This window comes from Dictyoglomus turgidum DSM 6724, from assembly GCF_000021645.1.
Classification (GTDB): domain Bacteria; phylum Dictyoglomota; class Dictyoglomia; order Dictyoglomales; family Dictyoglomaceae; genus Dictyoglomus; species Dictyoglomus turgidum.
The window spans coordinates 48,546-74,312 of the sequence record NC_011661.1 but is presented as its reverse complement, the minus strand read 5'-3'; the positions used below and the strand labels follow the sequence as shown (position 1 = coordinate 74,312).

The window sequence follows — 25,767 nt, the reverse complement described above, 5'->3', positions numbered from 1 at the left end:
CTCTTTTCAAGATTTTTGTATGAAATTAGAAACAATTTGATTAAGTTCCTTTTCTAAGGAGGGATTTATTAATTTTTCTATATTTCCATAGTTTTCTTCTATATTTTCGTAGAAAGAGATATGCCCTAAGTATTTAATGTTCAGTTCTTGACACTTTTCCTTCACAAAATTACCATCTTTTATCTTCATATTCTCCACAAGGCCCAATATGAGATAATTTCCTTCTTTTAGGAAATTTATAAGTTTTTCTACTGTTTCTAAGGCTATTTTTGTGGGATTGGTTATGATAAGAAACTGTAAGTTTTTTATAAATCTTATGAGGTCTAAAAGTACTTCTCCCATTCCAGGAGGCATATCAATGATTAAATAATCCAAATCCCTCCAACGAGTAATAGCAAATATCTCCAGGATGGTATCAGTAAGCTCTTTTCCTCGCATAATCAGAGGTTTATTTTGAGTAAAGTAGATTATGGACATAAAATCTATTCCATTTACATTCACAGGCTTTAAACCATATTCTTCTTCAGGATACTTATCTTCTGCATTTAATATGACATGGTTAGAAGGTCCATAAATATCTAAATCTAAGAGGCCTATTTTATAGCCTTTTTTGTTTAGGAATAAGGAAAGAAGTGAAGAGAAAGTACTTTTTCCAACTCCTCCCTTTCCACTTCCTATAGCAATAATGTTTTTTACACTCTCTAATCTTTTGTCTATAATTGAAAGTCTTGGATCATGTGTCATTTTATGTCCTCTATAAAGACCCCTCTCCCTTCTTTTATCTCAAAATCTGCACTTTTACACTTTGGACACTTCATATATACGTGAATAGTCTCTGGTATAAAGTGAATAGCTTCTTTTTCTTCATCAGTAAGTCCTTGAAAACTTTCCATATAACTCCATATATTTCCACAGTTATTGCAAACCAGTTTTGCAGGAAAAATCTCGTACTTTATCTCGGAATTTTCTAAAATAGTTCCTTTAGAAAGCTCCTTTATGGCATAATTAAATACTTCCATATCAATTTGTTGAACTTCACCTACTCTAAGGAATAAAAGTTTTATTTGGCTCAGATTTTTCTTTTGAGCCATATCTATTGCAGATTTTACTACTGCTTCAGCAAGAGCCCACTCGTGCATTTTTTAACAATTCCTTTTTTATTGATTTTATCTTAACTTTAAATAAATATCAAGAAATGAGATACCCCCTTGGGTATAAAATATTTGGTTTTAAAAAATTTACTTTTTTAAATAAAATTCTTTAAAAACTTCTATATGTTTTGGAGTTGTACCACAACATCCACCTATGAAGTTGATCTTTAATTTTATCATCTCATCAACAAAGGTTTTAAATTTTTCTGGGGATTCGGGGTAGAGAAGTTTTCCATTTTCCCACCGGGGTATACCTGCATTGGGTTGGATGAGCACAGGAAGGCGGGTGGATCTTCTTATTATAGGGGCAATCTTTAGCATGTCTTCGAACCCTTTTCCACAATTTGATCCTACAAAGTCTGCTCCATTTTCTTCTAACTTTTTAATAGAATATTCCACTTCATCTCCAAAAGGAGTTCTTCCTCCCTTTTCTGTCCATTCAAAGCTCATGGTTACTCCTACAGGAATGTCAAACTTTTTAGCCGATTTGAGGGCAATAAGAGCCTCATTTAATGAGATCATGGTTTCAATAAGTATTAGATCTACACCTGAATTTACTAAGATTTCTATCTGTTCTGTGAAAAACTCTTCTGCTTCTTCTTCCGAGATATCTCCGTAAGGCTCAATGAGTTCTCCCAAAGGTCCTACCGATCCTGCTATAAGAACCTTCCCTTCGGAGGCTTTTTGAGCTATTTCAACTCCCTTTTCATTTATCTCTTTAATTTTTTCTTCAAGACCTGCTCTTTGGAGGCGAACTCTATTTCCTCCAAAGGTATTAGTTTCTATTACCATAGACCCCGCTTTAATATAATCTTTATGCACTTCTTCTACAAGGGAGGGGTTTTCTAAGTTGAGTATTTCAGGGGGAGTTCCAGGAGGAAGTCCTCTTCTTTGGAGTTCTGTTCCCATGGCTCCGTCAAAAAATAGAAATTCTGGAAGTTTAATCTTTTTATTACTCATGGATTAAAGTATAGCATATTTCTTATTATTTGTTATAAAATATTTTTAATTTGAAATTTAGGGGGTCTAAATTATGGTTATTATAGAAAACTTAATAAAAGCTATATTTTCAGCTCTTTTGGGTTATCTTTTTGGTTCTTTTCTGCCTGGATATTTTTTGCCTTTGTGGTTTAAAAAAGTAGATATAAGAAAGCTTGGGGATGGAAATCCTGGGGTGTTGAATGTAAAAAGATCTATAGGAATTTTTCCTGCCATACTTACCGCCATATATGATGTTTCCAAAGGTTTTGTTTCTATGATTCTTTTAAAGTATCTTTTTAATTTTCCTAATTTTTTTGTCTATCTTGGAGGATTTTCTGCTGTTTTGGGGCATAAATTTCCTTTCTATTTAGGTTTTAGGGGTGGAAGAGGTTTTGCTACCTCTTTAAGTCTTTTTATCTTTTTGTTTTTTAAACTTTTAATTCAGAACTTTGCATCTTTTCAGATATTGCAGTTTTTTATCTTTCTTATCGTTTATTTTTTACTATTAAATACAGCCACCCATGGAGTAGGAGATGTGTTTACTATCACCGCTTTTCCTATAATAGCTCTTTTTATGTTAATTAATACCAAAAGTCTTTTAGATACCATATTTCTGGCAATTTTGGCTGGAGTTATCAGTTATGAGGCTGTTAAAAATCTTTTAAGAGATGGATTTAGGTTTTATACAGAAAAGCATACCTTTTGGAGAATTTTAGCAAGACCTTTTGCTCTTTTATTTATACCCATTTATGTTTTCTTTTCAAAATTTATTGTTCTGTTAGTAATAGGAGGTATTCTTGGAATTTTCTTTTTACTTGATATGTTAAGAATTCTGGTAAGAAGGATGGAAGATTTCTTCCAGCTTAGGGGAGTAAAAAATTTTAAGATTTTTAAAGAGAAGGAAGTTGGGAGGATATCTTCTATAACTAATTTTTTGCTGGGGATTTTTATAAGTTTTATTCTTTTTGAAAAAGAAATTGCTTTTGCTTCCTTAGGATTTACCTCTCTTGGGGATATGATGGCAAAATGGATTGGTATAAATTTTGGAAAGACAAAGATTTTTAAAAATTCTGAGAAAACCTTAGAAGGGTCTCTTGGTTTCTTTAGTATGGCTCTTGTAGTGTCTTTCTTTTTATGGTTTAAAGGAATGATCTCTCTTTATGTTTTATTAGTAGGGACAATTGTTGCCTTTATTGTAGAGGCAATTCCTAATCCCATTGATGATAACTTTAGTGTGCCTATAATATCAGGAGCTGTAATGGAATTTATAAAGAAATATTTTTAAAGAATCTTATCTTAATACTTTATATTTTATTTTCTTCTTTTTCTCATAGGGAAGGGAAGCATAATAAATCCATTGTAGAAGCTGTTTTACCCATCCATTTTTCTCAAATCTTCTTGTAGAAGAAAAAACTTTTTTTGTTTTGAAAAAGAAGTATTTTGCTCTTTTTCTGCAGGCTCTTATCATCATAGTGTCCTCGTCAAAGGTAAGGTTTTCATCAAACCTTAAATCTTTAAGAAGATCTCTTCTTATAATTTGAATAGATCTTGTGGTTTTAGTGACTCGGTTTGCAAAATTATAAAAGTGGTACCAACATCTTGCTAACTTGTAGTCGGGGTAGGGAAGAAGGGAAACCATTCCACACCCTAAATTTTTGTCCTCATTTTTTCTTAAGAACTCGCTTAAATCTTTTAAAAAGCTTTGTCCAAGATATGTGTCTGCGTCTAAAAATATTACCCATTCACTTTCTGAGGAGAGATTTTCAATACCTGTATTTTTTGCTTTTGAAACCCCAGCCTCTTTTATGGATATGATCTTAAACCATGGAGGGGCTAATTTTTTTATTACCTCAAGGGTGTTGTCTGTTGAACCATTCTCTACTATAATAACTTCTAACCTATCTTTTAGATATTCCATTTCCCTCAACGAGTTAATGGTTTTATCAATATATAGTTCTTCGTTATGGGCAGGTATTACTATGGAGAAAAATACTTCTTTCATAATAATGAAATTATAAATTAAGTGAAGATTGAATACAATAGGTGTTTTTTATTGTATAATTTTATGAAATGAGTGATATAATAAGCTATTTTCAAGTTTATGGTGAAAAGATATATAGGTATTTGAGGAAACTTCTTAGGGAGGAAGAAGCAGCGAAGGATATCCTTCAAGAGACTTTTTTAAGGGCTATGAAAACTAATATTGAGGAAAAAACTGCTAAAAACTATCTTTTTAGGATAGCTCACAATCTTGCTATAGATTACCTCGAAGAGAGGAATAGGTTTTTAGATTTGGATACAGAGGATAAGGATGAATATGATCCTGAAGAAATAATAGAGAAGAAAGATATATGGAAGCTTTTGTCTCCTCTAGAAAAAAGTATATTAATTCTTTATTATCAGGAAGGCTATTCTTATGAGGAGATAAGTGAGAAGCTAAATATCCCATTGAATACTTTAAAAAGTCATATTTATAGAGCTAAGAAAAAGATATATAATTATCTAAAGGAGGAAAAATGAATTGTAAAGAATTTAGGGAGAAAATGTTTTTACATGAAGAAATAGGTGAAGATTTCTTTCTTCATCTTGAAGAATGCAATGAATGCAGAAGGGAATTTGAGGATTTCTTAAGAATAGAAGAGAAGCTTAAGGAGAGAGTTTTTGAAGAAGAGAGTGGCAAGGAGTGGAGTAGGGTTTATAAGAGTGTTTATAATAGGCTGATGTATGAAAAAATAAAAAGAAGGGTTTTTATTTTTTTACTTGTATCTTTAGAAATTATTCTTCTTTCCTTAATTTTCTTTTTTGTATATAGGGTAGGAAGATTTTTTTTGCAGGATTTTTTGTTATTAAGTTTCATGCTGAATTCTCTTTTTCAAATACTCTTTCAAGTTAACTTTTATTTATTTCTTTTTACTTTACTTCTTTTTATTTATCAGAACGGATTGCATAGAAAGTATAAATAGGTGATTTTTTTGGAGAAAAGAGATATTAAAGAGCTTGAAAAAAAGATAAGAAGAATAGTTCAAAGGATGAATATAGAGGATATCGTAAGAAAGGCTATAGAGCATTATGATCCTCCTACCTTAAATGGAATTGTAGCCCTCGATTTAAATACAGGAGAGATTTTTAGTTATTCCTCTATAGAGGAACCAGCTTTTAGTAGGAGTATTGTGATTCTTTATAAGCTTTCTGTCTCGAGATTTCCTCTTGAGGAACTTTTTTCTGAAAGGGAATTGAATCTTGCTAAAATGATTCTTGGGGAGGCTTGGAACTTAAGTGCAAGAGATATAGCAAGGACTCTTGGAAAGGAGTTTAAAGAGGTAGAAGATAAGATTTTTAATACTATCATGAAAGAGGATGATCCTTCAGAAGAAATAATAGAAAATGTGCTTGAGTACGTAAGAAGAGTTATCTCTTAGTTTACACAGGGAGAGGTAAAACCTCTCCCTTTTAGCATTCTTCTTTTATAATGTTTTCAAACATTTCTTGATATTTTTTAAGTTTTTCCTCGGTATTTGCTTCAAATCTTAGGACAATCACAGGTTCAGTATTACTTGCCCTTGCAAGAGCCCATCCATCGTCAAATTCTAATCTTACACCATCTATGGTTATAACTTTTTGTACTTTATTAGCAGTATCCGGATATTTCTCCTTGAGTTTATCAAAGAAATTCTTAATAATTTCAAACTTCTTTTCCTCACTGCAATGAACTCTGATTTCTGGCGATGCATATACCTTGGGAAATTCTTTTAGAAAGTCTGAAAATACGAAATTTGGGTTTTCAAGTTTTTCCATAGCGTAGAGTTCTACAAGCCTCATAGTAGCATAAATAGCATCATCATATCCAAAGAATCTATCATTGAAGAATATATGACCACTCATCTCTCCTGCAAAAAGAGCATTTTCCTCTCTTAACTTCTTTTTGATTAAGGAGTGTCCTACAGGAGAAAGGACAGGAATTCCTCCTAATTTTTCTATACCATCAAAGAGAAATTTCGAACATTTTACCTCTCCTATAATTTTGGCTCCAGGATGCTCTTTTAATATTCCCTTAGCAAAGATATAAGCAAGCCTATCTCCATATACCACTTCTGCTTTTTCATCTATTATTCCAATTCTATCTGCATCTCCGTCATAAGCAACCCCAAAATCTGCCTTTTCTTTAATTACAGTCTCTCTTAAAGTTTTTAATGTCTCCATTATCGTCGGATCTGGATGATGATTAGGGAAGTTTCCATCGGGTTCTGAGAAAAGGTCTATTACATCTACTCCAAGTTTTCTTAAGACATCAGGAGCTACAAGACCTCCACATCCATTTCCAGAGTCTATTACAATCTTTATTGTCCCTTGGGGAAGTTTAGTTATGGCAGAGTTTTGAAATTCCTTTAAAAGAAATTCCTTGTAAGAGGAAATAATATCGTGAGTTTCGTAGGTGCCTTCTTTTAAGGAAGATTCATCTTTAAGGTTTAAAGCAATCTCATAGAGTTCTTGGATTAATGGTCCATAAATGGTCTCTTTTCCCACACAGATTTTCATGCCATTAAATTGAGGAGGATTATGGCTTCCTGTAATCATTATTCCTCCATCTACAGGAAGGGTAAAAAGGGAAAAATAGAGAAGAGGAGTTGGGCACAATCCTATGTCTATCACATTTATCCCTGAGCTTCTTAAACCTTCAATTAAGCCTTCAGAAAGTTCCTTTGAGGAAATCCTTGCATCTCTTCCTACCGATACTGTAAGAGTGTCTTTATTGGTTTTTTTTCTTATAAATATTGCATAAGCTTTTCCAATTATCCTTGCTACATCTTTATTCAAATTCTTGGGAACTTCTCCCCGGATATCATACATTCTAAATATGGTTCTATCTAAGGTGATCATACTTTGCTCCCTCCTTTTCTTCTATTTTAGTAAGAAAAATTATAACAGATTTTCTAATACTATTCTAACAAACATTTCTATTCCTATGGCCATGGCACTTTCGTCAAAGTCAAAATAGGGAGAATGGTGAGGATGGTTTAGTCCCTTTTCTTCATTACCTGATCCAAGCCAAAACATAGCTCCTGGTCTTTCCTCAAGAAAGTATGAAAAATCTTCTCCTCCCATAGATGGCTTATCTTCTATTACGTTTTCTTTTCCTACCACCTCTTCTGCTATCTTTTTTACAAATTCTGCTTCTTTTTCATCGTTTTTTCCTGGAGGATACCCAAATTGGTATTCTATTTCTGCTTTACCTCTAAAGGCTTCGGCAATATTTTTAGATATGGTTTCTATTCTTTTAGAGATGGTTTCTGCAAGATTTTTGTCGAAAGTTCTTACCGTTCCTTCTATTTCAGCATCTTCAGGAATAACATTAAAAGTATTTCCACTTTGTATTTTACATATGCTTAACACAAAGGGAGTATGGGGGTCAATTTCTCTTGATGGGATTTCTTGAAGAGCTTGGACAATATGGGTGGATATAATTATGGGATCAATGCATTTATCGGGTGTGGACCCATGTCCTCCCCTTCCCTTTACTTTAATAGTAAAGGCATCGGCTTGAGCACAGAAAAATCCCTTCCTTACGGCGATTTTTCCAACCTTCAGATGATTAGCGAGGTGTAAAGCATACACTTTATCCACATATGGATTTTCCAATATACCTTCCTTTATCATGGGTTCTGCACCACCTGGAGGGAGTTCTTCTGCTGGTTGAAAGGCAAATTTCACTATCCCTTTTATTTGATCTTTGTATTTCGCTAAAATTTTTGCCGTTCCGAGTAATATGGCGATATGTCCATCATGTCCGCATGCGTGCATGATGCCTTTATTTTTTGATTTGTAGGGTACATCGTTTAATTCCTCAAGAGGTAGGGCATCTATGTCTGCTCTGAGAAGTATGGTTTTCCCTTCCTCCTTTCCTCTTAATATCCCCAGCACACCTGTTTGGGCAATGTTTTTTCTTACCTCTAACTCTAAATTTTCAAGATAGGAGGCTATCAATTGGGAGGTTCGAAATTCTTGAAAACCTAATTCAGGATACATATGAATATCTCTTCTTATGTTTATAACTTCGGGCATAATTTTTTGAATATCTTCTTTTATGTTCACAATATTATCCTCCCTTCTTTCAAAGATTTAAGAAAGGCATCAACCACATCAGGATCATATAGAGTACCTTTGTTTTCTACAAGTTCTTTTATTGCCATATCTATGGGAAGGGCAGAGCGATAAGGTCTATGGGAGGTCATGGCTTCAAATACATCTGCTACCCCTATAATTTTTGCTTCCAAAAGTATTTCTTCTCCTTTTAGACCCTTGGGATAACCAGATCCGTTTATTCTTTCATGGTGCTGATATACAATGGGAGCAATATCGCTAATGATTTCAATTTTTCTTAGGAGATTATAGCCTATCTCAGGATGTATATTAATAAACCTTCTCTCTAAGGGATTTAAAGAAGAGGGTTTATTAAGTATCTCTGAAGGAATGCCAATTTTTCCAATATCGTGAAGTAGAGAACTTATGGCTAAAGCTCTTATTTTTTCCTGAGAAAGCCCCAATTCTTTCCCAATTATTACAGAAATTCTTGCTACTCTTTTCTGATGTCCAGAAGTGTAGGGATCTTTCATTTCCACAATGTCTGAGGCAAGTTTTACAATTTGATAAAAGGATCTTTTATATTTTTCTTCTGCTATTATTCTTTCTTCAAGTTCCTTTTTTAATTTTTCATAAAGTTTTGCATTTTCTAATGCTATTCCAAGAAGAGGAAGGAGTGGATATACTTTTTCAATATCTTCCTCCTTAAAGCCATATGGGGTATCAGAGTCAAAACTTATTAATCCTAAAATTTTATTTTCATAGATAATGGGAATCATAAGATGAGATTTAATCCATTGGGTTTCAGGGATAATTACCCAGTTGGGGTATTCATCGGTGTTTTCTACAAAGAGAGGTTTTTGAGTTTCCATAACGGTTTTCAACGTATAAAATTCCCTTTTATCCATTTTAAAGTTTCTCATAAAATCTTCTACTCCATATTTTTCATATCCTCTAAAAGAAAGATAATAAAGAGCATCATTCTCTAATAGAGCAATATTGGCTGAGGTATAAGGAATTATTTTTTCCAGCTTTTCTAATATGGCATCCAGCAAATCTTCTACATTTTTCTGCTCAATTAAAGATATAGTTAGTTCATTGAATAGATTTGAATAATTTTTGCCCTCTAAAAATTGGTTTACATCTTCGGTTATTATATGAATAAAAAGGTTATCTTTCTTATCCAAATTTTCAAGATTTTCAGAGGAAACAGTTATTTTGTTTTTCTCAATGAATATTTTTAAAGAGACTTTTTTTAGAAGATTTTGTATGTTAAATATAAAGTCTTCAACATTTTCAAAGTTTTTCTCTTCTTCTTTTATTTTTGAAATTATCTTTAAATATTCCAAAATTTTTTCTTCATTCATAAAATTTTATAATTTAAAAAGTACTTTTTAAATGATATCATTTTTAGTTAGCTAATACAAAAAAAGAAAGGATGATTTAGGCATCATGAGGTGTGAGATATTATCTGTGGGTACAGAACTCCTTTTAGGAGATATTTTGAATACTAATGCTCAATATTTATCAAGGAGACTTGCAGATCTTGGTATTCCTGTTTATTTTCATACTACTGTAGGAGATAATCCCGAGAGATTGAAAAAGGCTTTGGAAATTGCTTTTTCAAGAAGTGATATGGTAATTGCTACAGGAGGACTTGGACCTACGCAGGATGATTTGACAAAAGAAATTTCTGCGGAATTTTTTAATAAAAAGCTGGTACTTCATGAGGAATCTTTGAAGAGAATTAAAGAATTTTTTGAGAGAAGAGGGCTTAATTTGACAGAAGGAAATATTAAGCAGGCGTACATTATAGAAGGAAGTAGAGTAATTCCCAATGATTGGGGGACTGCTCCAGGAATAATATTGGAAGAGGGAGGTAAAATTTTAATCCTTCTTCCTGGTCCTCCTAAGGAAATGATTCCCATGTTTGAGACTTATGTGGTTCCTTATCTTTCAACTTTTTCTTCTGGAATTATATACTCCAAAGTTTTGAGAGTATGTGGTATTGGAGAAAGCTTTATGGAGGAAAAAGTAAAAGATTTGATTAAAAGTCAAACTAATCCTACCATTGCTCCTTATGCAAAAGAAGGAGAGGCAATTTTGAGGATAACTGCAAGAGCTAAGTCAAAAGAAGAGGCAGAAAAAATGATTGAGGGAGTAGTAAAGGAAATAAGGAAAAGGCTTGGAGATTATATATATGGAGAAGGAGAAACTTCTCTTGAGGAAGTAGTAGTTAATTTACTTTTGGAAAAAGGTCTTACTATTTCTGTAGCAGAATCTTGTACTGGGGGGCTTATTTCAGCAAGGCTTGTTAATGTTCCAGGAGTGTCAAAGGTTTTTAAGGGAAGTATTATAGCCTACGATAATGAGGTAAAAATTAAGGAACTAAATGTTCCTGAGGAAATCTTCAAGGAATATGGAGCTGTAAGTTCTCAGTGTGCTATGAAAATGGCAGAAGGTATAGCCAAAAAAATGGGGACAGATGTTGGACTTTCTGCTACAGGTATTGCGGGTCCCGAAGGTGGTACCTTGGAAAAACCTATTGGACTTGTCTATATAGGGCTTTACATAAGAGGAGAAATGTCATATAAAGAATTAAGACTTAGCGGTGATAGGAACAGGATTAGGTTATACACTACTATAAATGGATTAGACCTTTTAAGAAGGGGGCTTTTAAACTTATGAGCAAAACTGTGAGTAGTAATAGAAAGCTTGCCTTTAGGAAAATGCTTCCAAGAATATATAGGATTTTCTCTTTAATAAAAGAAAACAAGTATATTAGTTTAGATGAAATTACAAGAAAAATAAGCTATGAATTTGGAGAGACCAGCGTAAGAACCATAAAAAGAGATATAAAGACCTTGAGGGATGACTTCAAAATGCCTATTGCTTATAGTAAGGCTAATGGAGGTTATTATCTCTTTTCAAAAAGTGAATTTCCTTTTCCAAAGCTTACCGAAGGTGAAGTTTTGTCCCTTTTGATTACTGCCAATATGCTTCATCAATTTAAAGGTACAGATTTTGAGGAAGATTTTGAGAGGTTAAAAAATAAATTAGAATTGTTTTTGAGAGATAATAACGTGATTCCCTCAGATTCTATAGAAAGTGCTCTTTCTATTCCTTTTACTTTTATAAAACCGAAGGTAGATATAAGGGATAAATTTGTGAAGATATTGAAGGCAATTAGAGAGAGGAAGAGTATCATAATAGAATACCATTCTTTTTCCTCTGATAAAATTACAGAAAGAAAGGTAGATCCTTATCATCTTTATAATTTTGAGGGGGTTTGGTACTTCTGTGGATATTGTCATTTAAGAAAAGAAATAAGAGATTTTGCCCTTGATAGGATAAAAAACATAAGGGAGACCTATGAAGAGTTTAGAAAACCGAGAGATTTTAATGTTTATGAATATATAAAATCTGCCTTCAGGATAAATAAGGGAGAAGTAGAAAGAATAAGAATAAAATTTGATCCTTATCAAGCACGATGGATAAAAGAGAGGATTTGGCATGAGACTCAAAGTATAGAGGAACTTCCTGATGGAAGCATAATTTATGAAATTATGGCAAACAGAGAAGAGATAAAAAGATGGGTAATGGGATATGGAGCTCATGCAGAGGTTTTGGAACCGGAATCTTTAAGAAATGAGATTAAGAAGGAGATTAGAAGATTAGGTATGATATACGGAGTTTTTAAATAAGAGGGGGGGAGAAATTTCTCCCCCTCTTTCTTTTGTTTTTTATGCAATACTTCTTTTGAACTCATGTCTTGCGATGAAAAGCATTAATATGGCGAGGAAAAGTACATAAAGAAATCCTTTTATTAGGTCTCCTGTCTCCCAACCACTTATCACAAGAGTTCTTAATGGATTTACCACGTAGGTTATAGGATTCCATCTTGCAATGGTGGCAAGCCAATCGGGCATCACGTTTATTGGGAACATGGCACTACTTGTGAACATTAAAGGCATTGTAAGAAAGTTTATTACAGCTGTTAAAACTTCCATGGTTTTTATCCTTGATGCTATAGCAATGGAAAGTCCTGCCATGGTAAAGTTAAAGCATGCAGCAAGAAGAATTATGGCAATGATTCCTGGAATTCCTGTTGCAAATTCTACTCCAAAAAGAGATGCAATTATGACTACAATAAGAGATTGAAAAGCTCCCTGGATGGCAGTAGCAAGCATTTTCCCAAGAGGAATAGCTGTTCTTGAAATAGGTGCTGCGAGCATTTTATTTAAATATCCCCATCTTCTATCCCATACTACAGAGATTCCACCAAAAATGCCCCCAAAAAGGGAGGTCATAACTATGATTCCAGGGGTCATAAAGGAGAGATAACTGGCACCTCCAAAAGCCTGTCTTCCAAAAGGGTTGTCTGTAAGTTTTGCCATTACGTTTCCCATGAGGGCAAGCCAAATTAGGGGCTGAAATATAGATACCAATATTCTTACTTTTTGATCCATCCAATGTTTTAGTTCTCTCCACATTACTGAATAAGTGTCATACATCAACGTTCTCATTATCTCGTCCTCCTTACTAATCTTCTCATTCTCATAGCATCCTCTTTTGATCCCTCTTCATCTCTAAACTCTTTACCAGTATAAGCAAGGTAAACGTCATCTAAAGATGGCTTTTTCATGGTTATGGATGAGATATTAATATTAGATTCATAGGCAATAGAAAATATCATAGGAATAAGTTTTTCTGCATTAGATGCTACAATGGTATATCTTCCATCTTGAGATGTTATATTTTTGACAACCTCAAGAGTTTTTACCTTTTCAAGGAATTTGGAAATTTCTTCTAAGCTTTCATTGGAAATTTTTAAGGATATGAGATCTCCACCTATGGAATCTTTTAATCTTCTTGGAGTATCAAGAGCTTTTATCTCCCCCTTATCTATAATGGCAATACGATCACATAATGAATCAGCCTCTTCCATATAGTGAGTTGTTAAGAATATGGTCATCCCATTTTCTTTCCTTATCTTTTGAACATACTCCCATATGTCCTGCCTTGTTTGTACATCAAGCCCAAGGGTAGGTTCATCAAGGAATAAAATCTTAGGTCTGTGGATAAGACCCATAGCTATATCAAGTCTTTTTCTCATGCCTCCCGAATATGTTTCTGCTTTATCTTTTGCCCTTTCATAAAGCCTTAAAAGTTTTAACAGTTCTTCGGATCTCTGTTTAATTACTTCCTTAGGTAGATGGTAAAATCTGCCCTGTAGGTACATATTTTCCCAACCTGTGAGGGTGTCGTCTACGGTAAGGTCTTGAGAGACATATCCAATAACTCTTCTTACTTCGTTGGGTTGGTGAACTACGTCATATCCTAAAATTTTGGCTGTGCCCTTTGTAGGTTTTACAAGAGTGGTTAGCATCATTATGGTGGTACTTTTTCCTGCGCCATTGGGACCAAGAAAGCCAAAAATTTCTCCCTCTTCTACCTCAAAGGATATTCCTTTCACTGCCTCTATATTTCCAAAGGGCGAATAGTAAGTCTTTGCTAAGTCTTTAACCTCAATTACTTTCATTCTTTCTCTGCCTCCTTTATGTTAGATATAAATTTTTCAAGCTCTGAGAGTTCTTTTGTAAGCTCCGAGAATAGCTCAAGGAGAGAATCAGATTTTACAAGCATTAAGGCATTTTTAGGTCCTACACACATGACGATTAATTTGTCTCCTGGTTTTAAGTCTAAGTCTTCTCTGGCTTCTTGAGGAATTACGATTTGACCTCTCTCACTGAGGGTTGCCATTCCGTAAATTTTTCTATTCATTTGTCAATTTTACCTCCCTAATCATACTTTTCATACTGATATGATTAATCAAAAATTGATGAAAGTCAATAATTTTATGTTAAATTTTATTTAAAAAATATATTTTTACGTTAAAAAATTTTTTGTTATAATATTTACATACCGACTGGTTGGTATATAAGGAGGTTTTAAAGATGAAACTTGATACCAAAAGCAAACTAATTTTAAGTGGAGAGAAGCTTTTCTCTCAAAAAGGCTATGATGCCACCAGTATATCCGATATATGTGAAAGGGCTGGAGTAAGTAAAGGTGCTTTTTTTCATTATTTTCCTACTAAGGAGGCTTTTTTTCTTGAAATCTTGGATAGGTGGCTTTTTGATCTTTCGGTAAAGATTGATGGATATTTGGAGGATGAAGACAGAGTGTCTTCTGGGATAATAAGGATGTCAGAGATATTTAGGGAGATATTTAAGGAGTCTAAGGAAAAGTTTTTTCTTTTTTTAGAATTTTTAAGACAAGGGATAAAGGATAAAGAAATACTTGAGAAACTCAGAGAGTATTTCAAAAAATATAAAAGTTATTTTAGTTTTTTGATTGAAAAAGGTAAAAAAGAAGGAAGCTTGAAAGATGTAGATTCAAATATAATCTCTTGTATTTTAATTTCCTTCTCTATTGGAACTATTCTTCAACAGATTTTTGCTGAAGAAGAAGATTGGGAAAAAATTGCGAGAGAAGGTATTAGAATAATCATTTCTGAAATAGAAAAGGGAGGTTTTTAATATGAGGGTTTTAATTACAGGTGCTTTTGGTAATATAGGGCAAAGCGCTATTCATGAGTTGATTAATCAGGGAGACAGGGTAAGATGTTTTGATTTGAAGACAAAGAAAAATATAAGGATTTTTAAGAACTTAAAAAAATTATATGGGGATGGTATTGAAGTATTTTGGGGAGATATTACAAAAATTGAAGACATTAAAAAAGCTCTTGAAGGTCAGGATGTAATAGTTCATCTTGCTTTTATTATTCCAAAGCTTTCAGCAACAGGGCTTGAGTCGGAAACAGTGCCTGACATCGCTTATAAAATTAATGTTATAGGAACAAAAAATTTGATATCTGCTATGGAGGAAATGCCATCTCCTAAGAAGATTATTTTCACTTCTTCGGTACATGTTTTTGGCTTAACTCAACATTTAGATCCTCCAAGAAGGGTAGACGATCCTGTAAATCCTCCAGAACACTATTCCAGGCATAAAGTAGAGTGTGAGAATCTAATAAAAAACTCTAATTTAACTTGGGCTATATATAGGCTTGCAGCTTCTCTTCCTGTAAATTTAAAACTTGATAAGGGAATGTTTGATGTGCCTTTGAATAACAGAATGGAATATGTGCATACAAAAGATGTAGGATATGCCATTGCAAAGGGAGTAAGAAGCGAGAAAATATGGGGTAAGGTTCTTCTTATAGGTGGTGGTCCGAGATGTTGGTATTATTATAGGGAGATATTGGAGAAAGTTCTTGAAGGTATTGGAGTGGGGATGCTTCCTGAAGAGGCTTTTTCCAACATACCTTTTGCCACAGACTGGATGGATACTACAGAGAGCGAAAATTTACTTCATTATCAAAGGAGAACCATTGAAGACTACGTGGAGGATGTAAAGAAAGCTTTGGGATATAAGATATTTTTTATAAAACTCTTTAGACCTGTGGTTAGATATATTCTTCTTAAAAGATCTCCTTATTATAATCGTAGATACATACCTCTCAAGGTATTATGGGAAGGATATAGATGGTAAAAATTTAAGAAAAGATTAAAAAAGTTAAAAATAGATTAAAAATAAGGGGAGGTGATTTATTAATGATATAATACCTTTGGTGTGATAAATTTTTATAAATAAAGGGAGACTGATATATGAGTAGTTTTCCTTTAACTTACAAAGATGTGGGACTTCTCTTTGGCGGTTTAGGTCTTTTCCTCTATGGTATTCTCCAAATGAGCTCAGGATTTGAAAAAGCTGTTGGGTCTAAACTTCGTTCCATCTTCGAGAAATTAAATTCTTCTCCCTTTAGAGGTCTTTTAATTGGTACTCTTGTAACTGCAATAGTTCAAAGTAGTAGTGCAGTTACTGTTTTGACAGTAGCTTTTGTAAATGCAGGACTTTTGACATTAGAAGGTGCTCTTGGTATCATCTTTGGGGCAAACATAGGAACAACTATAACTGCTCAACTGGTTGCTTTTAAGTTAACTGATGTGGCACCTTATTTTCTTTTTTTAGGTTTTCTTTTATTTTTTGCCGGAAAAAGGAAGTATATCCGAAATATTGGTGAGGCTTTAATTGGTTTTGGTATGATATTTATGGGTATTTCTTTAATGGATTCTTCTTTACATGCCTTGAGAACTTGGGAACCTTTTCATAATGCGATAATCTCAATGGGAAAAAACCCTGTCTTAGGAATACTTGTAGGAGCAATTATAACTGCAATTATTCAAAGTAGTAGTGTTACTACGAGTATTGTGGTAGCTCTTGCAGCAAAGGGAGCAATTGATTTGACTTCTGCGGTCCCTGTGATATTAGGTGCTAATATTGGAACATGTGTTACCGCTCTTCTTGCCTCTATTGGTACAAGTATTTCTGCAAAAAGAGCTGCGCTTGCCCATTTATTTTTTAATGTCATTGGAGTAGTACTTATCTTTCCCTTTTTAGGAATTTTTGAAAGGTTTGTTTCTCTTACTTCTGCTGAGGTAGCAAGACAAGTTGCTAATGCTCATACTTTCTTTAATGTGCTCTGGGCATCTATATGGATCTTCTTTACCAAGCAATATGCAGAGCTTATAAAGAAAGTTCTCCCTGGAGAAGAAAGAATTTATAGAAGAGAGGCGTCCTTTCTTAAGCCTCAACTTTTAAATACCCCTTCTGCTGCTCTTGAGGCTGCTAAGAATGAGCTTATTAGGATGTGTGATATTGTGGATGAGATGTATAATCTTACTATGGATTCTTTGTTTCAGAATAATACTCAGCATTATAAAGATATATTGACTATTGAAGATATAACCGATGGTTTAAAGGCTTCGTTAATAAATTATCTTACCCAACTTTCTATTGACTCTTTGTCCGAGGGTGAAGCAAAAGAACTTAATGCCATATTAAGGGCTGTGGATGATGTGGAGAGGATTGCTGATCACCTTACCAATGTTATGGAAAAGGTTGAGGCTAAAAATTCCGAGAGAATTGAATTTACCGAATATGCTTGGAAAGATTTGGAGGAGCTGAGAAAGATTATTTATGATAACATCAGAGATTCTTTTGCAATGATAAAGGAGAGTACTGCAAATTATCTTGATGAAGTCCTTCAAAGGGAAGAAAGGATTGATTATAAAGTGAAAGAGTCAAAGGAATCTCACATAGAAAGAATGAAAAAGGGTATATGTAATCCTATAGCAGGAGTAATTTTTAGTGATCTTCTTATAGACCTTGAAAGAATAGGGGATCACTGTGTAAATATAGCTCAAGAGTTTTATGAGGTTAATAATTCAAAGAGGGAAAAAACTCTTTTAAGGTAGGGGTGTCACCCCTACCTTAATTTTTCTTCTAATTCTTCTTCATCTTTTGTAAAGATTTCAATGTCGTCTTCGCTTAAGATTTCGCCACTTTGGATTTCAATAATCTCTAAAGGGTTTTCTCCTGCGTTCTTTAACTGATGGGGTTTTCCTTTAGGCACAAAAATACTTTCTCCTTCGTATACATAATATTTACGATTCTCAATATCTGCTTCAGCAATACCCTTGAGCACTATCCAATGTTCTGTCCTTTTTTTATGGAGATGACAAGTTAGAGAAGCACCTTCTTTTATTATGAGTTTTCTTATTATATAATCTCCATTTTTTTCCAAAAGTTTATACATACCCCATGGTCTATAAACCTCAGTATGATAGATTATTTCATTCCTTCCTTCATTTTCGAGGATTTCAAGAAGTTTTTTGACTTCTTGTCCGCTCCCTCTCTTACTTATGAGTATGGCATCATCGGTTTCTACAATAATAGCATCCTCAATTCCAATAGTTCCTACAAGCCTTTTGTTGCTGAATACAAGGGAGTTTCTTGTATTTATTGCATATACATCTCCTAATAATACATTTCCATTAGGATCCTTTTCTTTCACTTCATAGAAAGAATCCCAAGAACCTAAATCGCTCCAGATAAGCTCCATGGGTATAACTGCAACTCTATCAGATTTTTCTGCAATGGCATAGTCTATGGATATGGATGGCATTTTATGGAAATTCTCAAGTACTTCTCTATAACTTCCTTTAGTTATCAAGGTATAAATTTCTTCTTGATATTTTTCAAACTCTTCCAACATTACTGAGATCTTGAAGGCAAAAATTCCTGCATTCCAGAAATAGTTTCCTTCTTTTAGGAATTTTTCTGCCAATTCTAAGGATGGCTTTTCTATGAATTTTTCAACTTTAAAGAAATCTCCCATATTTTCTCCTGCTTTAATGTATCCATATCCTGTCTCAGGTTTTGTAGGTTTTATTCCAAAAGTAGTAATAAATCCTGAGTTAACGGCAGAAAGGCTTTTATTAAGGTACTCTATGAATTTTTCTTGAGGTTCTATAAGATGATCAGAGGGAAAGATAAATACCTCTTCTTCAGGGTTTCCATTTATCTTCTCTAATATGTATTTTAAAGCAAGAGCTATAGCAGGAGCAGTGTTTTTCCCTACTGGCTCAAGGAGAGTGTTATGGCTCATACTTTTGTCAAATTTATCAGTTATGCTTTTTACAAAATAGAAATACTCTTTATTGGTTATGGTTAGAATGTCTTCTGGCTTAAAGAACTTTATGAGCCTTTCATAAGTATCTTCTAAGAGAGATTTATCCGGTAATAGTTTTATAAACTGTTTTGAAAATTTTTCTCTTGAAAGAGGCCAAAGTCTTGTTCCTTTTCCTCCCGCAAGTACTATGGCTTTCATTGTTTCACCCCCTTCTGTGAATTTTGTTTTGAGGAAACCATAATATATTATACAAGATAATAATAGGGAATTCTTATCTTATACTTTCCCCTAAATTTGTCCTCTTTTATCATTAGTGCGCTGTCAAGATCATGAAATTCAAAGACACCAAGGCCTGCTGAAAGGTGAACACTTTGATTTATTCCAAGGCTTGATTCTCCCATGCATCCTATCATAAGTTTTATGTTAGCTGTATTGGCCATTTCTACTATAGCTAAGGCATCGGATATACCGCATTTCATAAGTTTTATGTTTATATAGTCTACAGCTTCCATTTTTATAACTTCTAAAGCCTCATATTTATTCTTAATGCTCTCATCTCCAGCAATAGGGAAAGGAGAATTAAATCTCACATATTTTAACCCTTCCAAGTCATGAGCAGGTACTGGTTGTTCTAATAACTCTATATCAATACCTTTTTTGTAGAGTTCTTTAGTAAAAATTACTGCTTGTTTTGGGTTGTAAGCAGTATTAGCATCTACAATGTACTTTACTCCTTTTATTCTTTTTACCAGCTCTTCCATGGTTTCTATATCTTCACGTAAGTCCAATCCTATCTTTACCTTTATCACCTTAAAGCCCTCTTTAAAGATTTCTTCTGCTTCTCTAACTCTTTCTTCCACACTTCCTATGCTCACTGTTTTATCCGTTTCTATTTTTTCTTTTGCTCCCCCTAATATTTGGTATACTGGTAAGCTTAGTTCTTCACTTAAAGCATCAAGAATTGCATATTGTAAGGCTGTTTTTAGACTTGGAAAAGCAAAAAATTTATCTGTTATTTCAAATATTTTTCTAAAATTTTTAGTATCCTTTCCTTTTAAGAGTTCATTAACAAAACTTTCTAAAGGTATCAGAGATTCTATCCTCTCCCCAGTAACCCTAAAAGAAGGGGATGCTTCTCCTAAGCCTATATAACCTTCTTCGGTTTCTATTTTTACCTCCAAATTATGGGTATGGGAAGCAGTTCCAGGAGCTATGCGGAAAGGTTTTATATACTCATAGGTCTTTAACTCAAAGGAAATCCTTTTTATTTTAGCCATCTATATATCTCCATTCTCTCCCATCTCTTCTAATTAGTTCCTCAGCTTCCTTTGGACCCCAAGAACCTTGGGGATATATGGGAATATTGGGGTCGTCTTTCCAAAAATCTAAAATAGGTTGTACAATCTCCCAGGATTTCTCAATCTCGTCTTTTCTTATAAAAAGGCTTTGATCTCCCTCTATAATATCCATAAACAAAGTCTCATAAGCTTCTATATTAGGACCTGTCCACTCCATAGAGGTAGAAACAGGGCAAGAGAGCATACTTCCTCCTAAGGGTCTTAGTTGGAAGCTTAGGATAATCTTATTTTCAGGGGCGATTTTAAATCCTATTATGTCTTCTTGGGGCATACAATCAAGAATTTTAGAGAAAAGTCCTGGTATCTTCTTAAATACAATTATTATCGAGGTCTCTTTTCTTTTTAGTTTTTTTCCCGTTCTCAGGTAAAAAGGTACACCGTCCCATCTTAAGTTTTCTATAAAGAGTTTTACTGCTGCATAGGTTTCTGTATTTGATTGGGAGAGGTTTTCATCTATCAAATATCCTTCATATTGACCTCTTACAGCATACAAAGGTACATCTTCTCTTTTTATTTCTCTTATGCTTTTTAGTACTTTTATTTTTTCATCTCTTATCTCCTTTTCGTTAATACAACAAGGAGGTTCCATAGCTACAATTGACAATATCTGGATTAAATGATTTTGGATCATATCTCTGAGGGCACCCACTTTGTCGTAATATCCTAATCTTCCTTCTACTCCTATATCTTCTAAGGCTGAAATTTGAATATGATCAATAAAATTCCTATTCCATATTCCTTCAAAAATGATATTGGAAAATCTGAGACCAAAAATGTTTTGTACGGTCTCTTTTCCTAAGAAGTGATCAATTCTGTATACTTCCTCTTCTTTAAAGTAAATTTTTATAAGTTGATTGAGTTTTTGCGCTGAATAGAGGTTATAACCAAAGGGTTTCTCGATGACGATTTTTCTTTTATTAGGAAAGCTTTTTAAGAATTCTCCTAAGTTTTTGATAATGGTTTCAAAGGTGGTAGGAGGAGTGGCCAAGTAGAATATAAACTCTTCTTCTTTAAAGTTGGAGAGCATGTTTTTGAGATGGTTATATTCTTCCTCTTTTTCTAAATCAAACTTTACAAAATCAAACAAAGAAAAGAAAGAATCATCATGAGTTTTTATAGATTTTTCTAAAATTTTTAGGAATTCTTCTTTATCCACATTAGGTCTTCTTCCTGTAGAAATAATTTTTGTACAGTTTAGAAGTCTATATTTTTTATATAGACTGTAAATTACAGGATATAATTTATTTTGAGCTAAGTCTCCTAATCCACCAAAGATTACAATTATGAATTTATTGTTCATAGATGTTTTCTAATTTCATCTCCTTTCTTTGGATCTACTTTATAGGGTAGAAGAATCCATTCTTCATCATGGATATAAGATATACCTGGATTAAAAGTATATAATGGACTTAAGGTTTCTAACTCACAGAAATTTTCTGAAGTATAGACCTGTATAGCACAATTATCATCGGGATATATAGCTCCTTCTACAAAATTGAATTTTTTAATAAAGGTATAATTTTCTGTGGTTACTCCTACAAAACCCTCGTATCCTGTAGTTCCTACTTTTCCTGTCTCTCCCGATGGATAAATGAGAAAGAGATCATCTTCTGGAACAAATTGGGAACTCTTTACATTAGTTGTGGCTTCTCCTGCCCACTTCTGCCAATAAATTACTTTTTTAAGCTTCCATTCTCCTAAAGTTCCCCATGGAAAGAAGATAATTCCTTTTTTTGGAGGAATACAAGTCAAAGCCCATATAGCGCCCTGATATAATAGTTTTCCTTTATTTTCAAGGATATGCCTTACTACGAATCTTCCATTCCTTTCTAATATGGTTAAGTTTTTCTCTATTTCGGTTATGGGATCATAGGACACAAAACTAATTTTATCTTTATCCTCTATTACCCTACAAGGATTATTGTCCGGAGAATAAGTAAACTTGGTTTCAGGAGATATCCAGAATCTATGTCCTCCATAGATTTTCATTTCTCCTATGGATAACCTTTCTTCGGTATCATGGAATAATACATTTTCTCCATTTTTGAATCCAAAAAAGATTATTCTTGGCCCCACATCGGCGGTGATTACCATTTTAACATCATTTAGAGTAATTTCATAACAGAGCTCTCTTTTGCCAAAGGATATTTTTTTCCACTCCATTTTATTTATCCTCCTTTACACAAAAGTCTATATTAAGCTTGCTTGCTGTAGGACCCTTTTGGTTATGATACTTACTTCCAGCTTTTTTATAATAGGGAGTCTCTGCTGGGGAGGTTAATTTATAAAAAGATATCTGACATATTCTCATGCCAGGATAAAGGGCTACAGGAACCCTATTGATATTTGAAAGCTCTAAGGTGATTTGTCCACAAAAACCTGGATCTACATATCCCGCTGTAGCATGTACTATTATGCCAAGTCTTCCCAAGCTGGATCTTCCATCAACTCTCGCTACAAGATCATCAGGAAGTTTTACGGTTTCAATAGTGGTTCCCAAGACAAATTCTCCTGGCCTTAAGAAGAAGGGTTTACCCTCTTCTATTTCTATGATTTCCATGAGATCCTGGGGATTATCTTTTGTAGGATCAATATATGCTCTTCCTTCAACTTTAAAATGAAGAAAACTGTTTCCAAGCCTTAAATCTACTGAGGATGGCTGAATTTGTTTTTGGGGGTCATCTATGGGATGAATTACTAATTTTCTTTCCTCAAGGTATTTTTTAATGTCCTTATCGCTTAGTATCAATTTTTTACCTCCCTTCCAATTCTTTTCAATAATTATATCACTTTGATAAATTGTTTGGTCTTTTGCTCGTTTTTTTGCTAATATTTAAAAATATCTCTTGAAAATTTTACTATAAGTAAATATAATACGGTTATAAAAATTGGGAGGAAGGGATTATGAGAGAAGAAATTTTATTTTTGGCTTATAAACCGCTTCTTTTTAAGTATTTAAAGATGCTGTATATTCCTGAAATTGATTTTGAGGATTTTAAACAAGAGGGAGAAATAGCCCTTTTAGAGGTGCTAAGAAGATATGATTCTCAAAAGGGAAACCTTTCAGGATATGTGAAGAAGGCTCTCTATTATAGACTTTTGAGAATAAGGGAAAAATTAAAGGGAAAAGATCTTTACTTGGAAGGAAATAATGTCTCTTATGAGGCCTTTGAAGAGGAGATTATGATAAAATTCATAGATTTTTCAAAACTGTCTAAAAGAGAGAAACAAATAATTATTTTAATTTTCTATTCAAGACATAGTGAAAGGGAGGTTGCAAAGTATTTAGGAATATCAAGAAGTAGTGTTAAGATCTATAAGAAAAGGGCATTAAATAAGTTGAAAAATTGATGTAAAATATTTTTTAGAAATTAATGGAGGTTTGAAAAAATGGAATTTTATAGAGGAGTATTAGTAATTTTATTTATGGGGCTAATTCTTGAGATAATTGTTTTTATTCACTACCTTTCTAAATGGTTTTTCCCTTTTGAATTTTATCTTAATTTATTTGACTTTTTTATGACTGTTGGTGGAATTTATGCAGTTATTAGGCATATGATAAAGACCATAAGAAAGGGTTAAAGTACAATATGAAGACTTTTTTAAATGAAATAGTAGAAAGATTACAGCTTTTAAGAGAGAACATCAAAAAGGTTATTGTAGGAAAGGATGAGGTAATTGACTATGTAATTGTGGCTTTACTAAGCAGAGGCAATATTTTGCTTGAAGATGTTCCTGGTGTAGGTAAAACAGTCCTTGCAAAATCTCTTGCAGAGAGTATTGAACTTGATTTTAGAAGGATTCAATTTACTCCTGATACTATGCCGTCGGATGTACTTGGAGTGAATGTGTTTAATCCTAAGACCTTAGAGTTTGAGTTTAAACCAGGCCCTATTTTTACAAATATTCTTCTTGCTGATGAGATAAATAGAACGTCCCCCAGGACTCAAGCAGGTCTTCTTGAGGCAATGGATGAGGGCAAAGTGACCATAGATGGTACTACTTATGAACTTCCTAAGCCCTTTATGGTGATAGCCACACAAAATCCCAGAGAACATTTTGGAACCTATCCTTTGCCAGAGTCCCAATTGGATAGGTTCTTTATCTCCCTCTCCATGGGTTATCTTCCTATGGAGGAGGAAGTTAAAATGCTTGAAAATCAAAAGATGATTCATCCTCTGGAGAGAATTGAGCCTGTTTGGAAGAAAGAAGATTTAATTAAGGCTCAAGATTTAGTTAAGGAGATTTATATTGATAAGGATATTTTGAGATATATTGTAAATATTGTTAATATAACTCGGGATGATTCTTTGTTTTCCCTTGGGGCAGGGCCCAGAGCTTCCATATCTCTTATGAGAGGAGCTCAAGGGTATGCGCTCCTTTCTGGCAGAGATTATGTGATACCTGAGGATGTTATAAAAATGGCAGTACCTATATTGGTGCATAGGGTCATTCCTAAGGAAGGAAGTAATATGGGAAGATCTTTTAGAGAAGATATAATAAGAGATGTTTTAAAAAGAGTAAAAATACCAAAGGTAAGGTTGTGGTGACATACTTTAGTCTTACATCCATAGGATACTTATTAATTTTCTTTGATATTGTTCTTTACCTTATAGGTTTGAATGTTTCATCAACTCCTGTACTTTTAGTATCCACGTTTATCATGGGTCTTTACATGATAAATTTCTTTGAAATAATACTTCAGCCATTAAATCTTAGAGTAAAAGTTCAAATGCCTCTTCTTGTGAAAGAGAATGAATATGAGTTTATAAATATTTACTTTGAAAATAATTCTAAAATTCCTAAGGGACAGGTATTTATAAATCTTCAAGGGAAAACCCCTCTTGGGGGTTTAAGGGGAAAAGAGAAAAAAGAGATTTCCATATATTTTCACTTTAAAAAAAGGGGAATATTCTATTTAAAGACTTTAAATTTAAGATTTACTGGTACTTTGGGACTTCTTTATCTCAGTAAAAACTACAAGGTGGATGGGGTAACTTATATCTATCCTTCATTTTATCCCTTGTCTCAGGATATTTATCTTACAGATGGGGAGGGAAATAAAACCTCTTCTTCTTTTCTATCGGTGATAGGAGAAGAGTTTCATTCTCTTAGAGATTATCAACCTCAAGATCCTTTAAAGATTGTAGCTTGGAAGGCTTCAGCTAAAAAGGGAAAACTTTTATCAAAAAATTTTGAAAAGTTAAAAAAAGGGTCTCTAATGATTTTAATTGATAATTCTGTGGATAAAAAAGACTCTATAGCTGAGGAGGAGTTTGATCAACTTTTGAGATTTGTCCATTCCCTTCTTATTCCTTCTTTTTCTCTAAATATACCGCTTTCCATAAGAGACTTGAGGGGTGAAGAAGAATTTAATCCTAAGACTTCAGATGAACTAAAGAAGTACTTAGCTGAAATTCAGCTTATAGAGAGAAGAAATATAAGTTTTAAGAATTATGATTATGATATAATTTTTACTCTCAATTATAGGTTCTGGGACGAAAAGGTTAAAATAAACAAAATTATAGGTGTGGAATACCATAAGAAAGAGATTGTATTAAACAAAGGTTTTATCTTTAGTTTAGGAGACGATCCTCAGGAATTTCTTTCTCGATTTCTTGTTTTAAATCAAAGTTGAAAAGACGAGGAACTTTGCAGT

Annotated in this window: 28 protein-coding genes; 13 read left to right on the top strand and 15 right to left on the bottom strand. The window is 33.4% G+C overall.

Annotated features, from left to right (window positions below; all coding sequences use genetic code 11):
* Window positions 1-6: 6 nt before the first annotated feature.
* The 3 genes from DTUR_RS00375 to DTUR_RS00365 all read right to left on the bottom strand — a co-directional run bounded on the left by DTUR_RS00375 (window position 7) and on the right by DTUR_RS00365 (window position 2,111).
* On the bottom strand, window positions 7-744 hold the full coding sequence (locus DTUR_RS00375) for a P-loop NTPase (RefSeq protein ID WP_012582499.1): 738 nt from the start codon (window positions 742-744) through the stop codon (window positions 7-9).
* Complete coding sequence (gene hypA, locus DTUR_RS00370; protein ID WP_012582498.1) at window positions 741-1,139, bottom strand: hydrogenase nickel incorporation protein HypA; 399 nt, start codon at window positions 1,137-1,139, stop codon at window positions 741-743. Before hypA ends, DTUR_RS00375 begins: the two co-directional genes overlap by 4 nt.
* 99 nt (window positions 1,140-1,238) lie before the next feature.
* Entirely contained in the window at window positions 1,239-2,111 is an 873-nt protein-coding gene (locus DTUR_RS00365; RefSeq protein WP_012582497.1) for a homocysteine S-methyltransferase family protein, read from the bottom strand.
* Between the two features lie 73 nt (window positions 2,112-2,184).
* On the opposite strand from DTUR_RS00365, the gene DTUR_RS00360 reads away from it, so the two are divergent.
* Window positions 2,185-3,417: a glycerol-3-phosphate acyltransferase gene (locus DTUR_RS00360; protein ID WP_012582496.1), complete on the top strand. Its 1,233-nt coding sequence runs from the start codon at window positions 2,185-2,187 to the stop codon at window positions 3,415-3,417.
* A gap of 6 nt (window positions 3,418-3,423) precedes the next feature.
* On the opposite strand, the gene DTUR_RS00355 is transcribed toward DTUR_RS00360, so the two are convergent.
* Window positions 3,424-4,134 (bottom strand): glycosyltransferase family 2 protein, encoded by a 711-nt coding sequence (locus DTUR_RS00355; protein ID WP_012582495.1) that lies wholly within the window; start codon window positions 4,132-4,134, stop codon window positions 3,424-3,426.
* Between the two features lie 68 nt (window positions 4,135-4,202).
* Here DTUR_RS00355 and DTUR_RS00350 point away from each other — a divergent pair, with 68 nt between their 5' ends.
* Genes DTUR_RS00350 through DTUR_RS00340 form a run of 3 tightly spaced genes read left to right on the top strand, consistent with a single transcriptional unit; the run spans window position 4,203 to window position 5,551 of the window.
* Window positions 4,203-4,652: an RNA polymerase sigma factor gene (locus DTUR_RS00350; RefSeq protein ID WP_012582494.1), complete on the top strand. Its 450-nt coding sequence runs from the start codon at window positions 4,203-4,205 to the stop codon at window positions 4,650-4,652.
* Entirely contained in the window at window positions 4,649-5,095 is a 447-nt protein-coding gene (locus DTUR_RS00345) for an anti-sigma factor (protein ID WP_012582493.1), read from the top strand. The genes DTUR_RS00350 and DTUR_RS00345 overlap by 4 nt, the downstream gene beginning before the upstream one ends.
* 9 nt (window positions 5,096-5,104) lie before the next feature.
* Window positions 5,105-5,551, top strand: coding sequence for a hypothetical protein (locus tag DTUR_RS00340; RefSeq protein ID WP_012582492.1), 447 nt, complete (start codon window positions 5,105-5,107; stop codon window positions 5,549-5,551).
* Between the two features lie 31 nt (window positions 5,552-5,582).
* On the opposite strand, the gene DTUR_RS00335 is transcribed toward DTUR_RS00340, so the two are convergent.
* From DTUR_RS00335 to DTUR_RS00325, 3 genes are read right to left on the bottom strand one after another with little or no spacing between them, the layout of a single operon-like run.
* A complete protein-coding gene (locus DTUR_RS00335; protein ID WP_012582491.1) occupies window positions 5,583-7,010 on the bottom strand; it encodes a phosphomannomutase/phosphoglucomutase in 1,428 nt (475 codons plus the stop codon).
* Window positions 7,011-7,049: 39 nt separating this feature from the next.
* On the bottom strand, window positions 7,050-8,222 hold the full coding sequence (locus tag DTUR_RS00330; RefSeq protein ID WP_012582490.1) for a M20 family metallopeptidase: 1,173 nt from the start codon (window positions 8,220-8,222) through the stop codon (window positions 7,050-7,052).
* The gene (locus tag DTUR_RS00325; protein ID WP_012582489.1) at window positions 8,219-9,577 is read right to left on the bottom strand and encodes an HD domain-containing phosphohydrolase; all 1,359 of its coding nucleotides are present in this window, start codon (window positions 9,575-9,577) and stop codon (window positions 8,219-8,221) included. The genes DTUR_RS00330 and DTUR_RS00325 overlap by 4 nt, the downstream gene beginning before the upstream one ends.
* Window positions 9,578-9,662: 85 nt before the next feature.
* Here DTUR_RS00325 and DTUR_RS00320 point away from each other — a divergent pair, with 85 nt between their 5' ends.
* Both DTUR_RS00320 and DTUR_RS00315 read left to right on the top strand, forming a co-directional pair.
* Window positions 9,663-10,898: a competence/damage-inducible protein A gene (locus tag DTUR_RS00320; protein ID WP_012582488.1), complete on the top strand. Its 1,236-nt coding sequence runs from the start codon at window positions 9,663-9,665 to the stop codon at window positions 10,896-10,898.
* Window positions 10,895-11,914 (top strand): helix-turn-helix transcriptional regulator, encoded by a 1,020-nt coding sequence (locus tag DTUR_RS00315; RefSeq protein WP_012582487.1) that lies wholly within the window; start codon window positions 10,895-10,897, stop codon window positions 11,912-11,914. The genes DTUR_RS00320 and DTUR_RS00315 overlap by 4 nt, the downstream gene beginning before the upstream one ends.
* A 39-nt stretch (window positions 11,915-11,953) precedes the next feature.
* Here DTUR_RS00315 and DTUR_RS00310 read toward each other — a convergent pair whose 3' ends face one another.
* Genes DTUR_RS00310 through DTUR_RS00300 form a run of 3 tightly spaced genes read right to left on the bottom strand, consistent with a single transcriptional unit; the run spans window position 11,954 to window position 13,994 of the window.
* A complete protein-coding gene (locus DTUR_RS00310; RefSeq protein WP_012582486.1) occupies window positions 11,954-12,736 on the bottom strand; it encodes an ABC transporter permease in 783 nt (260 codons plus the stop codon).
* Window positions 12,736-13,752 carry an ATP-binding cassette domain-containing protein gene (locus DTUR_RS00305; protein WP_012582485.1) on the bottom strand — a complete coding sequence of 339 codons (1,017 nt, stop codon included), beginning with the start codon at window positions 13,750-13,752 and terminating at the stop codon, window positions 12,736-12,738. Before DTUR_RS00305 ends, DTUR_RS00310 begins: the two co-directional genes overlap by 1 nt.
* Window positions 13,749-13,994 carry an AbrB/MazE/SpoVT family DNA-binding domain-containing protein gene (locus tag DTUR_RS00300; protein ID WP_012582484.1) on the bottom strand — a complete coding sequence of 82 codons (246 nt, stop codon included), beginning with the start codon at window positions 13,992-13,994 and terminating at the stop codon, window positions 13,749-13,751. The genes DTUR_RS00305 and DTUR_RS00300 overlap by 4 nt, the downstream gene beginning before the upstream one ends.
* Window positions 13,995-14,167: 173 nt before the next feature.
* Between DTUR_RS00300 and DTUR_RS00295 the strand changes: the two genes are divergently transcribed.
* The 3 genes from DTUR_RS00295 (at window position 14,168) to DTUR_RS00285 (ending at window position 17,533) form a co-directional block, all read left to right on the top strand.
* Entirely contained in the window at window positions 14,168-14,752 is a 585-nt protein-coding gene (locus DTUR_RS00295; RefSeq protein WP_012582483.1) for a TetR/AcrR family transcriptional regulator, read from the top strand.
* A gap of 1 nt (window position 14,753) precedes the next feature.
* A complete protein-coding gene (locus tag DTUR_RS00290) occupies window positions 14,754-15,767 on the top strand; it encodes an NAD-dependent epimerase/dehydratase family protein (RefSeq protein WP_012582482.1) in 1,014 nt (337 codons plus the stop codon).
* A 116-nt stretch (window positions 15,768-15,883) separates the two neighbouring features.
* Window positions 15,884-17,533 (top strand): Na/Pi cotransporter family protein, encoded by a 1,650-nt coding sequence (locus tag DTUR_RS00285; RefSeq protein ID WP_012582481.1) that lies wholly within the window; start codon window positions 15,884-15,886, stop codon window positions 17,531-17,533.
* Window positions 17,534-17,544: 11 nt separating this feature from the next.
* Here the strand turns inward: DTUR_RS00285 and DTUR_RS00280 are convergent, their stop codons facing one another.
* From DTUR_RS00280 to dcd, 5 genes are read right to left on the bottom strand one after another with little or no spacing between them, the layout of a single operon-like run.
* Window positions 17,545-18,948 carry a mannose-1-phosphate guanylyltransferase/mannose-6-phosphate isomerase gene (locus DTUR_RS00280; RefSeq protein ID WP_012582480.1) on the bottom strand — a complete coding sequence of 468 codons (1,404 nt, stop codon included), beginning with the start codon at window positions 18,946-18,948 and terminating at the stop codon, window positions 17,545-17,547.
* A gap of 47 nt (window positions 18,949-18,995) precedes the next feature.
* Window positions 18,996-20,027 carry an L-Ala-D/L-Glu epimerase gene (locus tag DTUR_RS00275; protein ID WP_012582479.1) on the bottom strand — a complete coding sequence of 344 codons (1,032 nt, stop codon included), beginning with the start codon at window positions 20,025-20,027 and terminating at the stop codon, window positions 18,996-18,998.
* Window positions 20,020-21,408: a glucose-6-phosphate dehydrogenase gene (gene zwf / locus DTUR_RS00270; RefSeq protein WP_012582478.1), complete on the bottom strand. Its 1,389-nt coding sequence runs from the start codon at window positions 21,406-21,408 to the stop codon at window positions 20,020-20,022. Before zwf ends, DTUR_RS00275 begins: the two co-directional genes overlap by 8 nt.
* Window positions 21,405-22,271, bottom strand: a complete 867-nt coding sequence (locus tag DTUR_RS00265) for a hypothetical protein (protein ID WP_012582477.1) — start codon at window positions 22,269-22,271, stop codon at window positions 21,405-21,407. Before DTUR_RS00265 ends, zwf begins: the two co-directional genes overlap by 4 nt.
* Window position 22,272: 1 nt before the next feature.
* Complete coding sequence (gene dcd / locus DTUR_RS00260) at window positions 22,273-22,857, bottom strand: dCTP deaminase (RefSeq protein WP_012582476.1); 585 nt, start codon at window positions 22,855-22,857, stop codon at window positions 22,273-22,275.
* 155 nt (window positions 22,858-23,012) lie between these two features.
* Here dcd and DTUR_RS00255 point away from each other — a divergent pair, with 155 nt between their 5' ends.
* From DTUR_RS00255 to DTUR_RS00240, 4 genes are read left to right on the top strand one after another with little or no spacing between them, the layout of a single operon-like run.
* Complete coding sequence (locus tag DTUR_RS00255) at window positions 23,013-23,459, top strand: sigma-70 family RNA polymerase sigma factor (protein ID WP_012582475.1); 447 nt, start codon at window positions 23,013-23,015, stop codon at window positions 23,457-23,459.
* 39 nt (window positions 23,460-23,498) lie between these two features.
* Window positions 23,499-23,690 (top strand): hypothetical protein, encoded by a 192-nt coding sequence (locus DTUR_RS00250; RefSeq protein WP_012582474.1) that lies wholly within the window; start codon window positions 23,499-23,501, stop codon window positions 23,688-23,690.
* 8 nt (window positions 23,691-23,698) lie between these two features.
* Window positions 23,699-24,658 carry an AAA family ATPase gene (locus DTUR_RS00245; protein ID WP_012582473.1) on the top strand — a complete coding sequence of 320 codons (960 nt, stop codon included), beginning with the start codon at window positions 23,699-23,701 and terminating at the stop codon, window positions 24,656-24,658.
* Window positions 24,655-25,746, top strand: a complete 1,092-nt coding sequence (locus DTUR_RS00240; protein ID WP_012582472.1) for a DUF58 domain-containing protein — start codon at window positions 24,655-24,657, stop codon at window positions 25,744-25,746. The genes DTUR_RS00245 and DTUR_RS00240 overlap by 4 nt, the downstream gene beginning before the upstream one ends.
* Window positions 25,747-25,767 lie beyond the last annotated feature (21 nt).